Source organism: Leptospira saintgironsiae (genome assembly GCF_002811765.1).
Lineage (GTDB): Bacteria > Spirochaetota > Leptospiria > Leptospirales > Leptospiraceae > Leptospira_B > Leptospira_B saintgironsiae.
The window spans coordinates 32253-46999 of record NZ_NPDR01000011.1 but is presented as its reverse complement, the minus strand read 5'-3'; the positions used below and the strand labels follow the sequence as shown (position 1 = coordinate 46999).

Here is a 14747-nt window from a genome sequence, read left to right as displayed (position 1 = left end):
AATGGGACGTATACACCGACCTCCGTAGGATCAAGATGTCGATAGAGATCAAGGTTCCCGAAATGGGTGAATCCATTACGGAAGCAACAATAGCAAACTGGGTAAAAAAAGAAGGCGAACGAGTAGAACAGGACGAGGTCCTGGTAGAATTGGAAACCGACAAGGTGACCATGGAGATACCAGCCCCCTCGGCGGGAGTTCTCCAAAAGATTAACAAGAAATCGGGGGAGACGGTCAAGATCAAAGAAGTGATAGGAATCATAGACCCTTCTGCCTCCGCAAAAAGCACTCCTACTCCAAGCACTCCTTCCACAACAAATACAGCACCAACTAACACGACTAACGCAACGCAGAACGATACACTTCCTCCTGCTGTTCGTAAACTAATAGATGATAACGGATTAAATCCTGCTTCTATCTCTGGCTCCGGTAAGAACGGACAGATCACTAAAGAAGATGTGTTAAACGCAATTTCAAATAAACAGTCAGCACCTGCGGCCGCAGTTTCCGCGGCTCCTGCAGCGGCTAAGTCTGCACCTTCTCCTGAAATTCCTAAAGCGGTTCCTGCTGCTTCTCGTAGTAATCTTCCGAGAGAAAACGTAGTTCCGATGACTAAACTTCGCCAAACAATTGCGAATCGTTTAGTTGCGGCTCAACATAATGCAGCTCTTCTCACTACTTTTAACGAAGTGGATATGAGTGCTGTGATGGATCTTCGCGCTAAGTATAAGGACAAGTTCAAAGACGCGCATAATATCAATTTAGGATTTATGAGCTTCTTTACTAAGGCGGTAATTGGAGCTTTAAAATTTGTTCCTGCAATCAACGCAGAAATTCGCGGTACTGATCTAGTTTATAAAAACTATTTCGATATCGGTGTGGCTGTTGGAGGTCCAAAAGGACTCGTAGTTCCGATTGTTCGTGATGCAGATCTTTTAAGCTTCGCTCAAGTAGAATCCGAAATTGCTCGCCTCGCCAATAAGGTGAAAGATGGAAAAATAGATCTTTCCGATATGGAAGGTGGAACATTCACCATCTCCAACGGAGGGATTTACGGTTCCATGATGTCCACTCCTATCCTGAACCCACCTCAGAGTGGAATTTTAGGACTTCATAATATTGTAAAACGTGCAGTAGTAGTGAACGATCAAATCGTGATCCGACCTATGATGTATGTTGCTCTTTCTTATGACCATAGAGTTGTGGATGGAAAAGAAGCAGTTACCTTCCTCGTAAAAGTAAAAGAAGCGATCGAAGATCCGACCCGCCTTCTTTTGGAAGTTTAAGGAAGTCTAATAAGTATGGCGGAACAATACGACGTATTAGTGATCGGATCGGGACCCGGAGGTTATGTGGGGGCGATCCGAGCGGCCCAACTAGGGCTTAAAACCGGGATCATCGAAAAAAGAAAAACCTTGGGGGGAACCTGCTTGAACGTAGGTTGTATTCCTTCCAAGGCGCTTTTGGATTCTTCTGAAGAATATCATAAAGTTTTACATAAGACTGATATCCATGGGATCGGAGTTGGCAAAGTTACTCTGGACTTAAACAAACTCATGGAACGTAAGAACACTATCGTTAAGGAAGTCACAGACGGTGTAGACTACTTGATGAAAAAGAACAAGATCACTCGTTATGAGGGTTTTGGGAAATTGCTCGGAGGCGGCCAGGTAGAAGTTGCTCTCGCTGACGGCAAAAAAGAAGTTCTTAGTGCAAAACATATCGTTTTGGCAACAGGATCTGTTCCAATAGATATCCCAGGTTTACCTGTGGATGGAAAAACGATCATCACTTCTGACCATGCAATCGATTTAAGATCAGTTCCTAAAAAACTGGTAGTGATCGGTGCTGGGGTCATCGGCTTGGAGTTAGGTTCCGTTTGGGGAAGACTCGGGGCAGAAGTCACAGTGGTGGAACTACTACCAGGGCTTCTTCCTACAGTAGACAGATCTTTTGGTAGCTTGCTGCAAAGAAGTTTAGAGTCCCAAGGTTTTAATTTCTTATTCGAACATAAAGTATTAGGGGCGACTGCTTCTAAATCAGGTGCTAAAGTAAAGATTGCTGCACCTGATGGAAAAGAATCCGAACTGGATGCGGACGTTGTGCTTGTGGCAGTCGGCCGTAAACCATTTATCGATGGGATCGGATTAGAAGCTGCCGGGGTCCAATTAACAGAAAGAAAAAGGATCAAAGTAGATTCTCATTTCCAAACTAGCGCGGCTGGTATCTACGCAATCGGGGACGTAATCGACGGACCTATGCTTGCTCATAAGGCGGAAGAAGAAGGTGTTGCACTTGCTGAATTACTCGCAGGTCAATCCGGACATGTTAATTACGCTGCGGTTCCAAGCATTATCTATACCTGGCCTGAAATGGCTTGGGTTGGAAAAGGTGAAGAAGAACTAAAAGCTGCCGGTGTAGAATACAAAGTTGGTAAGTCATTATTCAAGCCTAATGCAAGAGCTAAGGCTATGAACGAAGCGGAAGGCCAAGTCAAAATTTTAGCAGATAAAAAAACGGATAAGGTATTAGGAGCGTTTGTGTTCGGACCTAGAGCTTCGGATATGATCGCTGAACTTGCGGTTGCAGTAGAGTTCGGTGCTTCTTCAGAAGATATAGCACGTTCTTTCCACGCACATCCTACATTGTCCGAAGTCGTAAAAGAGGCCGCAATGGCCGTAGACAAGTGGGCAATTCACGCTTAGGGGAGATCCGATCATGAAAATCGAACAATTGATGGCATTATACGGAGAGAACGGGGCATTACTCGAAGAACTTTATGAAAAGTTTAAGAAGGACCCGAACTCTTTGGACAAAGAATGGTCTCTGTTCTTCCAAGAAGTAGAGACTAACGGAGTATATTCTCAGAACGGATCCAACGGAAACGGGAATGGTAACGGAAAATCTGCCGTTTCCACTTCTTTTACGGACGCTCAGGCGGGATCCATCCGAGAGATGGGGATTATCAACCTGTTGAATGCGTATCGTAGACAGGGACACTTAGCTGCGAATGTAGATCCTCTTGGGATCTCTCAACCGAACCGCAAGTTCATCGAATCTAAGTTAGGAAATCTAACTGCTGCGGATCTGGATACGGTAGTCGACACACAGAATCCTTCTCTGGGTCGTGCAAAACTGAAAGATGTTGTAGCCTGGTTTGAAAAAGCATATTGCAGCACTGTAGGTTATGAGCAATATTATCTAGTAAACGACGAAGAAAGAGAATGGCTCCAACATCAGATCGAGTCTGCTGAATATCATGCACCTCTTCCTAAAAGTATACGTCTGAGACTTTTCGAAAAATTATTCCAAGCGGATCATTTGGAAACATTCCTCGCAAAGAAATATGTAGGTAAAAAACGTTTCTCCTTAGAAGGAGGAGAAAGTATGATCCCTATGCTCGATACGATCGTAGAAGAAGCCGGACGTTTCAAAATGGACGGACTCGTGATCGGTATGGCGCATAGAGGACGTTTAAACGTACTCGTAAACGTGATCGAAAAACCTGCTTCTTTAGTATTCGCAGAATTCGAAGAGAAGGCAGACAAGAGCGCTGGAAGTTATGCGGACGTTAAGTATCACTTAGGATATTCGAATAGCAAAATGACTTCAAGCGGGAAAGAAGTTAAACTTTCTCTTGCGTTCAACCCAAGTCACTTGGAAGCGGTGAACCCAGTTGTTACTGGATCTGTTCGCGCTCGCCAAGAACAATATGGTGATGCTGATCGTTCTAAATTTATGCCGATCACTATTCACGGAGATGCTGCGTTTGCTGGTCAGGGTGTGGTGGCAGAAACCATCAACTTAATGAACCTGGACGGTTATACAACTGGTGGAACTTTCCATATAGTGATCAATAACCAGATCGGATTTACTACTTTACCTAACGAATCCAGATCCACGTTATACGCAACTGATCTCGCTAAAGGTTATCAAATTCCAATCGTTCACGTAAACGGAGACGATCCGGAAGCAGTATACCGAGTGACTAAACTCGGAATGGAATATCGCCAAAAGTTCAAAAAAGACTTTATCATAGATTTGATCTGTTACCGTAGATTAGGCCATAACGAGACAGACGAACCTGCATTCACTCAGCCTAAGATGTATTCCATCATCAAAAATCATCCTCCTACTGCTCAGCTATATGAGAAAAAACTGATAAACGACGGTGACATTACCGGAGAAGAGTTGGACTTCATTAAGAATGGTTCTGCTCAAGGTTTAGAGGATTCTTTCCAAAGGGCAAAAGAACAAGATATCAAGATGAAAGTTGATACTATGCAAGGTGTTTGGGCGAAATATTCCAAAGAACCTCTGGATAGTGGTACTGCGACTTCTCTACTAGCGGAACAAATTGATCGTATTGTAAAAGCGATCACCACAGTTCCGGATGGTTTCACTCCAAATCCTAAATTAGTAAAACTTCTGCAAAGCCGCAAGGAAATGGCAGAAGGAAAAGCTTCTTTGGATTATGGAATGGCAGAGGCTCTTTCATTCGGTTCGATCTTGGAAAACGGATTTAGAGTTCGTCTTTCAGGTCAGGACAGCCAACGCGGAACATTCTCTCATAGACATGCAGTTCTTGTGGATATCAACTCAGGAGCAAAATACGTAGGTCTAAATCATATATCAGAAAAACAAGCTAGGGCAGAAGTTGTTAACTCTTCCTTATCTGAGTTTTCTGTTTTAGGTTTTGAATACGGTTATTCTCTTTCTGATCCAAGTGCATTAGTTCTTTGGGAAGCTCAGTTCGGTGATTTTGCAAATAATACTCAGGTGATCTTTGACCAATTCCTTTCTAGCTCAGAAGTGAAATGGCAGAGGATGTCCGGTCTTGTGATACTTCTTCCTCATGGATACGAAGGACAGGGACCAGAGCATAGTTCTGGTAGGATCGAAAGATTCTTACAGCTATGTGCGGACAATAATATGCAAGTAGCAAACTGTACGAATGCCGCTCAGTATTTCCATTTACTTCGTAGACAGATACTGCGTAATTTCCGCAAACCTCTGATTATCTTCACTCCAAAATCTTTATTACGTTTCCCAGGAGCACTTTCTCCTATAGACGATCTATTAAAAGGTGCGTTTAGAGAAGTTCTTCCTGACCAAGCTGAGATCAAAGCAGATAAAGTGGAGAAGGTAGTTTTCAGTTTCGGAAAAGTATATTATGATCTTCTAAAATATAGGGAAGAGAATAAGGTGCAAAGCACTGCGCTGATCCGAGTTGAACAGGTTTATCCTTTCCCTGCGAAAGAGATCCAAGAAGTACTTAAAACTTACAAAAACGCTAAAACTTTTGTTTGGTGCCAAGAAGAGCCTAAAAACCAAGGTGCTTGGACATTTGTAAGAGATAGATTCGAGGACCTGCTTCCTAACGGAACAAAACTCATCTACGCTGGAAGAAAAGAATCTGCAAGCCCTGCTGCAGGACATATGAAAGTCCATACTAAAGAACAGGAACAACTAGTTTCAGACGCATACTCGGTCTGAATCTTAGGTGTCGAATAACGTGGGAGAGCCCGTCCTATTAGCATTAGTGTTTGCGGATCGGGTAATCTCGGAGGACAACGGGAAAAAAGGTATTATAGGGACTTTTACTAAGTTCTTTACCGGACAATTTCCCGTAGTTTTTCCTCCCTGGGGAATATACGTATGTGTCACAAATCTTTCCCCAGGAGACCATGAATTTTCTCTAGAGTTAGAACATGCAGATTCTGGCGAAAAAGTAATAGGAGTCGGAGGAAATATCCGAGTTAATAACGGCTCCGAACCTGTTGAAATTGGGATCCCAATTCCCCATGCGGTTTTTCCAAAAGAAGGAAGATATATTCTACTTTTTAAAGTAGGCGCCGAAATTGTAGGAAGCCGTCCTCTTTGGGTGGATAAATTAAACCCCGCTTAATCTGATCCTTTAGAATATCCTAAATCGTTTACGAGTACCTTCGTTTTCTTGTACGAGTGGATAATAATTTTTTTCCAATATTAATCTTTTGAAATCCGCTTGATTTGGAAAATTTTTCCAAGTATTCTACCTGTCTCTAATATACGAATTTCTAATATTATGGCGACTCCTTCTGAAAAAGATAATACATTCGAAAAAGCCTTGAAGGATGCAAAGTTGATCGAGGCTAAATTTAAGGGACTTCTTGAGTCTTTGCCCGATTCCATTGTAATGGTAAACGATTCTGGAAGTATCGTATTTGTTAACGAACAGGGCCTTAAAATGTTCGATTACAAAATAGATGAACTTTTGGGACATCCTGTAGAGATTCTTCTTCCTGATAGATTCAGAAAGAACCATATTTCTCATCGTGATCATTATTTCACACAACCCAGGACAAGATCCATGGGAGCCGGTTCGGAATTATTTGGTAGGAAATCCAATGGAACTGAGTTTCCAGTGGAGATCAGCTTAAGTCCTTATCGAACAGAAGAAACAACATTAGTATTAAGTGCCATCCGCGACATTAGAGAAAGGATCAAAGCAGAAGCAAAGTTCAGAGGACTTTTAGAATCTGCACCGGATGCAGTCATAATCGTTAATCGAGGAGGAGATATAGTTCTAATCAATTCCCAAGCAGAAAAGTTATTCGGATATCCCAGAGAAGAATTATTGCACAAACCTGTAGAAGTATTAGTGCCTGAAAGATTTAGAGCAAATCACCCAAAAAACAGAATAGGCTTTTTCAACGATCCAAAAGTCAGAGGGATGGGAAGTGGGTTGGAACTATACGGACTTAAGAAGAATGGATTAGAATTTCCAGTAGAGATCAGCTTAAGTCCATTGGAAACGGAAGAAGGTATGTTAGTTTCCAGTTCTATTCGCGATATCACAGAAAGGAAGTTACAAGAGGAATTCAGGAGAGCAGCATTAGAAGAACAGAATGAAAGGATGAAGGAGACAGCTAGATTAAAAAGTGAATTTTTGGCAAACATGTCCATGAGTTAAGGACGCCGCTAAATGGTATTATAGGTTTTTCAGAATTACTTTCTGATGAGCGGCCTGGGCCTTTAAACGGAAAACAAAAAGAATACTTAACGGATATCTTAAATAGTGCGAATCATCTTTTAAAATTGATAAATGATGTTCTGGATCTTGCAAAAGTGGAATCCGGAAAGATGGAATTGTTTTTGGAAACATTCTCCTTATCCAACGCGATCAAAGAAGTTTCTTCTATTCTTCGTCCATTATTAAGAAAGAAGGGAATTAATTTTTTAGTAAAAGTGAATGAATCTGTAGATTTAGTGACATTAGATCCGCAAAAGATAAAACAAATATTGTATAATCTATTATCTAATGCTGTCAAGTTCAGTCATGAAGGCGGCAATATCAGAGTGAGTATGGAGGGGGAAGGCGAAGGTTTTATCCGGATGAAATTTGAGGATGAAGGGATAGGTATAGATGAAAAGGACCTTGCAAGGATTTTTGAGGAATTCCAACAGATAGATAGTGGAGCGAATAGACAATTTCAAGGAACTGGGCTCGGGCTTGCTTTAACCAAAAGGATCGTGGAGTTGATGAACGGATCAATAAACGTAGAAAGTGAGTTGGGAAAAGGATCAGTTTTTACTATAATACTTCCTATAAAGATCTCAAACGGTAAATAGAGATGCCTCAAAAGGTTTTGGTAGTAGATGATAATATCGTAAATCTCAAATTGATTTGTGAATTATTGGAGTTAGACGAGTACGAAGTTTTAAAAGCAGGAAATGCGGAAGAAGCACTTCAGATCATTGATAATTTCCCTTTAGATCTCATTCTCATGGATATAGAATTACCTGGAATAGACGGACTTACGCTCACTAGACAGTTAAAAGAAAGAGGGGATACCAAAAATATTCCTATCATTGCTGTTACTGCCTTTGCAATGAAAGGAGACGCACAAAAAGCTTATGGAGCCGGCTGTGATGGATATATCACAAAACCAATCGATACAAGAAAATTTACAGAACAAATAAACGGTTTTATAAAAGGATTAAACCCATGATCCAAGAGATTTTTTTCGTCCCTTATCAATACGTAGTCTCTTTTAAGACTAAAATTTTATGCTCATTCTAGTCGTAGACGACAGTTACCAAAACAGGAAATTAATTTCTGCTCAGTTGGAAAATGGGTCTAGGAAAATTTACACTGCTTCAAACGGTTTGGAAGCTTTGGAAATCCTGGAAAATACTGAAGTAGATTTGATCATCTCGGATATTCTAATGCCTCAAATGGATGGATATCAATTCTGTTCCCAGGTAAGACAAAATGATAAGTTCAAACATATTCCAATTATCATATATACCGCCACCTATACTTCCGATTCTGATGAAAAACTTTCTTTTGATCTGGGGGCGGATGCATTCTTGAAAAAACCTGCAGGCTTAAAATTGCTGGATGAAACAGTAACTAAACTTCTCCAAAATCCCAGATCTAAACGTACTGTAAAAGGATTGGTCTTGGACTCTGCACCTCTTCGCCAATATAATCATAGGCTTGTGGAAAAGTTAGAAGAGAAAAACTTCGAGCTCCAAAGAAGAAGTGAAGAATTAGGTTATGAGATAGAAGAAAGAATAAGGGCAGAAAGATTAAATCGAGAAGGTGAAGAACTATTTAAAGAGCTTACAGATGCGATTCATGAAGTGTTCTGGATGACCAGTCTCTCTAAAAACGAGATTGTCTATATTAGCCAAGGATATGAACAGATCTGGGGGAGATCCAGACAAAGTCTTTTGGAAAATCCAATCTCTTGGATGGAATGTATCCATCCAGATGATAGAGATAGAGTGATGAGTAACGCAAGGACAAGACAGGTAACTGGAGAATATAGAGAAGAATATAGGATCGTCCGTCCTGACGGAGAGATCAGATGGATCAGAGATAAGGCATTTCCTGTTAAGAATGAAAAGGGAGATACGATCCGGGTTGCTGGAGTCGCAGAAGATATTACAGAACATAAATTAAAAGAAGCTCAATTAAAGGAAGTTGAAAAAAAAAGAGCGGAATTAGAGGAACAACTTATCCAGGCACAAAAATTGGAAAGTTTAGGTACTTTGGCTAGTGGTATTGCTCACGATTTTAATAATATACTTTCTATCATCATGGGTCACACTTCTGTTATAGAAATTAACAGGAATAATCCTGAAAAATTTTCTCAACATATAACTGCGCTACATATGGCTACTCAAAGAGGAGCTTCCTTAGTTAAACAACTTCTCACTTTTGCAAGAAAAACAGAATTTAATCTGGAACCTGCACAAATAAACGATATTATATTAGAAGTCAGTAAATTAGTTTCACAGACATTTCCTAAAAGTATAAGACTACTTACAGACTTTCAGGAAAATCTTCCTTTGGTCCAGGTGGATACGAATCAGATCCATCAGGTTTTGCTAAATCTATGCGTGAATGCCCGGGATGCTATGCAAGACGGAGGTCTCTTAACTATAGAGACGTTTCTCACTGATTCTGAAAATCTAAAGAAGGGATATTCTAAAAGTTTAGCGGAAAAATATATAATCCTTCGGATCTCTGATTCTGGAAGTGGAATGAGTGAAAAAACAAAACAAAGAATTTTTGAACCATTTTTCACAACCAAGGATATAGGAAAGGGGACGGTACTTGGGTTGGCATTGGCATATAGTGTGATCGATAACCACAAAGGTTGGATAGAAGTAGATTCTGAATTAGGAAAAGGCACTTCATTCTTCTTATATCTACCGGTAACTAAAGAAAAATCGGAATTAAATATAAAGCCAAATTATTCTCAATCAGAATCTCTAGGAGGTAATGAAAGTATACTTGTAATTGAGGATGAAGAACTTCTGCGGAATATGTTAGCAGATCTTTTGGGATCTAAAGGATACAAAGTGCATTTGGCTGTGGATGGAGAAGATGGTGTGGAGCAATTTCTCCTTAAACATTCTGAAATCCAATTGGTGCTGACTGATTTGGGTCTTCCAAAGTTTGGAGGAGGAGAAGTTATCAAGAGAATAAGAGCGATACACAACTCTGTAAAAATCCTTCTTGCAAGTGGATTTATGGAACCTGAATTAAAACTTTCCTTAAAAGATTTTGGTGTGAGTTACTTTATTCAAAAGCCATATTTGGGTACTGAGATACTTTCCTGCATTCGATCTGCCTTAGATCAAAAGTAAAGTTTATATAGGTTTGTTAGGCGTTTTCTCAAAATGAACATTTCACTTAATTTTATCTTATATTAGAAATAAAATATTGATCTATGTAGCAATCGCTACAGTGTTGGTTTTAATTTAAGTGAAAAAGAGAAACGAAAATGAGCCATGCACGTCTTTTGCCAGTCCTAACCTGGAGGCTGGAGTTATTTACTCATACTGTTCCTGTGCCATTTGCAGTATATTTTTCTGCTGTAACAGGTTCTTTATATTCTTTAGAAGAATATCTTTCCATGGGAGTCGCCGCGATGATAGCCGCCACAGCTATGCTTTTAGGTGCCTTCTATCTTAGATATATAAGATTAAAGAAGGCATCTTATTTAGAGGATAGAAGTTCTGTAGATCCGAATCTTCTTTCTTATGCAAAATCAATTTATATAACTCAACCTATCTATGAATCATTTGTGATTGCTGGTCGTTGGTTTTTCGGAGTGCTACTTGCTCACCTAATCGTCTATTTGATCGTGGGCTATCGACCTAATCTGATTGCTACAATTCCTGCATTGTATTTAGGGATTATTCCAATTTCATTTATTAGTTATTTGTTTATTACTGAATATTCTATTCGCCCAGCTTTGAGTAAAAATAAATTCAGAGAAGTGGAAGCTAAGACCAGATTATTTTTTCCTTATTCCAAGCGACTACTTGTGGTGGTTATGGCGATGATCTCAATGCCATTCAGTCTTTTGGGATATATGTTGTATGCAACTGTGGATGGTAGGATCCGTTTGGAGAATCCACTTCTACATTTGGCGATTATGGCATTCTTATTTTCTGTGCCACTCATCTTTACTGCATGGATAGTGACTGAAGCGATACGATCCAGACTTTCTTCAGTGACAGGTTTTTTGGAAGAAGTAGGAGAAGGTAATTTCGGATTGAAAATTTCTCCCTCTTCCTTGGATGAGTTCGGTAAACAAGAACAAAGGATTGGGAAGGTCGTAGAAAGATTGAGAGGTCTTTATGAGGAGATCCAATCTTTGAACGAAGGTTTGGAATCCAAGGTGGAAGAAAGAACTAAACAGCTAAAGGAAACTGCAGACGAACTTGGGAAAAGTCTGGAAGAGATCCAAAAACTAAAACTCAGCCAGGATGGAGATTATTTTTTAACATCGCTTTTGACTGAACCTCTTCATTCTATTCAATTGCAAGATTCTGAATATTCTTTTCGTTCTTTGACTATTCAGAAGAAAAAATTCAATTATAAACAAAAGGAAAGACAGATCGGCGGTGACATTTCACTCGCGCATTCTATTCGGCTGAGAGGTAAACCTTATATTGCATTCGTGAATGCAGATGCAATGGGTAAATCTTTACAAGGTGCCGTAGGTGCTATCATTTTAGGATCTATCTCCAGATCTATGATAGAAAGAACTCCTGCTTTGTATCGAAATGTTTGGCCTGAGAGATGGCTCAAAAACTGGTTTATAGAATTACAGAAAGTTTTTGAAGCATTCGATGGTTCCTTAATGGCTTCCGCATTTTTGGGATTATTAGATGAGTCAAGAGGAGTTCTATATTATATAAATTGCGAACATCCTTCTCCTGTTTTGTATCGAGACGAAACTACGATCTTTTTAGAACCGAAAGAAAAATATTTTAAGATAGGTCATTCGGGCATCGGGCGTAATGTTCATATAGAAGTATTTCAGTTGAGGCCTGGAGATGTTTTATTCTCTGGATCGGATGGAAGAGATGATCTTTTGATCCATTCTGAAATTGATCCTGATGATTCCAGATTTTTGGAAATTGTAGGGAAAGCAAGAGGAGATCTTGATCGTACTTACGAGTTGATCTTGCAAGAAGGAGAAATTACGGATGATCTTTCTCTTCTTCGGATAGAAGCTCCTAAAAAAAGTTTAACATCTTCTGAAATTCTGCTTAAAGATACAAATTCTGAAAAGAAAAATGAGATCCAGAAAATGATTTCGGTTCAGGAATGTAGAAGACTTGCATTGGAATATTCTTCCGGTAAAAAATATACTAAGGCGGGAGAACTCGGCCTTAAATACGTGCAAAGAAGGCCCACTGACACCGAATTTCTTTTTACCGTGAGTAAACTTCTTCGCAAATCTGGTAAGATCGTATTGTCCATCGACTTAGGGGAAAGATATAGGATGAGAAATCCGATCGATTCTGATAATCTTCTTCATCTTGCTGAAATGTATGCTTCTAAAAGTAGATTAGAAAGATCTTTTCAACTTTTGGCAGAAGCAACCGCGATTACTCCGGAACATCCAAGAGCTAAAAAACTTTCAGAATTTCTAATAGAGAAAACAGGGCAGATCTCTGAGTCCAGCGAAGACAGAAGGATATTGAGATAGAATCTATCTTAGTTTCATCTTACGGATCTCTTCTGCGACAGGAATGTTTTGGTATTCTATTCTTTCTTTTCCATAATAGAGTAATGCTTCGATTGAATTTGCTTTTGGGAAAAATTTTCGGATCTCAGTGAGTGGGATGCGTATTGTATCTGAGTTTGGGTTTTTGTTAAAGAACTCAGTATTTTCTGCTCTTAATATAAGCTCGAGTTCTTTCGGTTCGAAAACTTTGATCTTTTCGGATTTTATAATATTCTCAGATATTTTCTCTTCTTCTTTTTTTCTCGAAATTGTACGGAATGGAATTGTGGTCCATTCGAATAAAGCTCCGATGTCTGCAAACATTCCTAGGATATATCTGTTCCAAGGTTTATCATCGTTGTCCAGTTGTCTGTATCCGTCTGTCTTCTTATAATCGTAGTGAATGATCTTGGTTTCTAAGGTTTTCCTTTTTTCTAATGTTTCTTGGAAGGTTGCGCCTTCTATTCTTAATACTAATTCGAAGTTTTGGAATTCATAGTCTATTCTTCCTTTATTGGAAAGGATCTCTTCTTCTTTTTTATCCAACAAACGAGAGTCGATTGTTTCCTGTTTATATGGAAAAACCGTAAAACAGTTTAGAAAAGCAGAATGGACCAAAACTAAGGCTATAAAATAGCCAAAAGATCGAAATTTATTCACTGAAATAAAGGTACCATTCCGTAAGCGGACTCGAATGCATCTGCTTGTTCTTCGCAGGCCCAAAGTTCCAGGCTTTTATCGTAGTTTTGGTTTGTGACCAAGGTGAAGATTGCCTGATTTTTTCGGACCTGGCATTTTACTGTTTCTATCAGTCCTTGCCTGTTCCGATTGCATGCACTCGCGATCCTTAAAATTGCAGAAAGTTTTTCGACTATTTCTTGTTCTCTTGGACCGACTCTTTGGAATTCTCTATGTTTAGACTTGGGAGAACTTTTGCGATGGTATCTAGCAGTAAGAGCGATGATCTCTATTTCTCCCCAAGTAAAACCGAGCATCGCCTCTGAATTTCGGATCAGATAATAGCTATGTTTGTGATAGGCAGAATGAGAAATGAATAGCCCAACTTCGTGTAGTAAAGAAGAAGCTTCCAGATATTCTCTTTCTTCTTTTCCTAACCTGTGAACTGACTGTAGTTGATCGAATATATCTAGAGAAAGTTTGGCTACATGGCGGGCATATTCTTCGTCCCTTGTATAGGAAACGAGAAGGTTCAAGATAGACTTTTGGCGGATATCATCCAGGTGTTTGGAATGTTCAAAGTCCTGGAAATGTTCCCATTTACGAATAGTATCGTAGATGATCCCTTCTCTGAGAGCAAACTCAGATACTGTCATATCCGGAAGATCCAACAATTGGAATAACTCATCCAGGATTAGCATTCCACCTACAATGATATCAGAACGTTTGGAATCGAATCCTGGGAGCTTACTTCTCTTTTTAGAAGTATCAGCTTCTAAAATCATATTCCTTGCTCTTTTGAATTCTGAGGACTGGAATGTATAATGATTTAAGGGCCTTTCTTCCGTCTCTTCTCCCTCGAATGCTCGAATGATACCCGCAGTCGCCTGGATTGTTCCGGATGAACCAATGATCATTTCTGGTTTCAGATCTCGGATAATCTTTCTAAAAGGAAGAATGATCTCTTCTACATAGAGTTTGCATTTTCGTATCTGAGAAGAATCCAAAGTTTCTGATTTTAGGAATTTTTCGGTGAGTCGGATCGCTCCCAATTTGAAACTTTTAGAGAATAGAATATCGCCTCTATAGCCGACTAAAACTTCGGTGCTTCCTCCACCTATATCCACTAGTAGGACCTTTTTATCAAATACAGGTAGTCCTTGTAGGACCCCGAAATAGATGAGTCGGGCTTCTTCATATCCGCTGATCACATCTATTTTAATACCTGCTTCTTTTAAGGCGGCAGCCTGAAATTCGGCACGATTGGAAGCTTCTCTCATTGCAGATGTAGCAACTGCTCTGATCTCTGCCTTTGAATTATCAGCGAGCATCTTAAAACGCTTTAAACACTCGATTGCACGCTTAAATGCGGGAGGATCGATCTCTCCTCCTTCTTCCAAACCGCTTCCGAGACGAACGTTCTCCTTCTCTCTGGCGATTGCTTCAAAGGTCCCGTTTTCTCGGACCCGGACGATAATCATGTGAAAGGAGTTTGTGCCTAGATCGATGGCAGCTAGGGTGTTTTCCCGGACCATAAGTTCCCCA

The 14747-nt window shown here is 39.9% G+C and carries 11 protein-coding genes and 1 pseudogene; 10 read left to right on the top strand and 2 right to left on the bottom strand.

Features of this window, described 5'->3' with window-relative positions; genetic code table 11:
* The first annotated feature begins 35 nt into the window (after positions 1 to 35).
* The 10 genes and pseudogenes from odhB to CH362_RS17580 all read left to right on the top strand — a co-directional run bounded on the left by odhB (position 36) and on the right by CH362_RS17580 (position 12506).
* Positions 36 to 1286: a 2-oxoglutarate dehydrogenase complex dihydrolipoyllysine-residue succinyltransferase gene (odhB, locus tag CH362_RS17615; RefSeq protein ID WP_165780290.1), complete on the top strand. Its 1251-nt coding sequence runs from the start codon at positions 36 to 38 to the stop codon at positions 1284 to 1286.
* Positions 1287 to 1301: 15 nt separating this feature from the next.
* On the top strand, positions 1302 to 2705 hold the full coding sequence (gene lpdA, locus CH362_RS17610; RefSeq protein WP_100711627.1) for a dihydrolipoyl dehydrogenase: 1404 nt from the start codon (positions 1302 to 1304) through the stop codon (positions 2703 to 2705).
* Positions 2706 to 2718: 13 nt separating this feature from the next.
* Positions 2719 to 5496 (top strand): 2-oxoglutarate dehydrogenase E1 component, encoded by a 2778-nt coding sequence (locus tag CH362_RS17605; RefSeq protein WP_100711626.1) that lies wholly within the window; start codon positions 2719 to 2721, stop codon positions 5494 to 5496.
* Positions 5497 to 5515: 19 nt separating this feature from the next.
* Positions 5516 to 5908, top strand: a complete 393-nt coding sequence (locus CH362_RS17600) for a DUF6941 family protein (RefSeq protein WP_100708161.1) — start codon at positions 5516 to 5518, stop codon at positions 5906 to 5908.
* 99 nt (positions 5909 to 6007) lie between these two features.
* Complete coding sequence (locus CH362_RS19440) at positions 6008 to 6955, top strand: PAS domain-containing protein (RefSeq protein WP_244280636.1); 948 nt, start codon at positions 6008 to 6010, stop codon at positions 6953 to 6955.
* A pseudogene (locus CH362_RS19515) lies at positions 6928 to 7062 on the top strand (histidine kinase dimerization/phospho-acceptor domain-containing protein); the annotation flags it as partial. The gene CH362_RS19440 and the pseudogene CH362_RS19515, both read left to right, overlap by 28 nt.
* A 63-nt stretch (positions 7063 to 7125) precedes the next feature.
* Positions 7126 to 7614 carry a sensor histidine kinase gene (locus tag CH362_RS19430; RefSeq protein ID WP_244280635.1) on the top strand — a complete coding sequence of 163 codons (489 nt, stop codon included), beginning with the start codon at positions 7126 to 7128 and terminating at the stop codon, positions 7612 to 7614.
* Positions 7615 to 7616: 2 nt separating this feature from the next.
* Complete coding sequence (locus CH362_RS17590; protein ID WP_100711625.1) at positions 7617 to 7994, top strand: response regulator; 378 nt, start codon at positions 7617 to 7619, stop codon at positions 7992 to 7994.
* Positions 7995 to 8052: 58 nt separating this feature from the next.
* A complete protein-coding gene (locus tag CH362_RS17585; RefSeq protein WP_100711624.1) occupies positions 8053 to 10146 on the top strand; it encodes an ATP-binding response regulator in 2094 nt (697 codons plus the stop codon).
* Positions 10147 to 10283: 137 nt separating this feature from the next.
* Positions 10284 to 12506 (top strand): SpoIIE family protein phosphatase, encoded by a 2223-nt coding sequence (locus tag CH362_RS17580; protein WP_100711623.1) that lies wholly within the window; start codon positions 10284 to 10286, stop codon positions 12504 to 12506.
* Between the two features lie 3 nt (positions 12507 to 12509).
* On the opposite strand, the gene CH362_RS17575 is transcribed toward CH362_RS17580, so the two are convergent.
* Both CH362_RS17575 and CH362_RS17570 read right to left on the bottom strand, forming a co-directional pair.
* On the bottom strand, positions 12510 to 13184 hold the full coding sequence (locus CH362_RS17575; protein ID WP_100711622.1) for a hypothetical protein: 675 nt from the start codon (positions 13182 to 13184) through the stop codon (positions 12510 to 12512).
* Entirely contained in the window at positions 13181 to 14737 is a 1557-nt protein-coding gene (locus tag CH362_RS17570) for a Ppx/GppA phosphatase family protein (RefSeq protein WP_100711667.1), read from the bottom strand. Before CH362_RS17570 ends, CH362_RS17575 begins: the two co-directional genes overlap by 4 nt.
* Positions 14738 to 14747 lie beyond the last annotated feature (10 nt).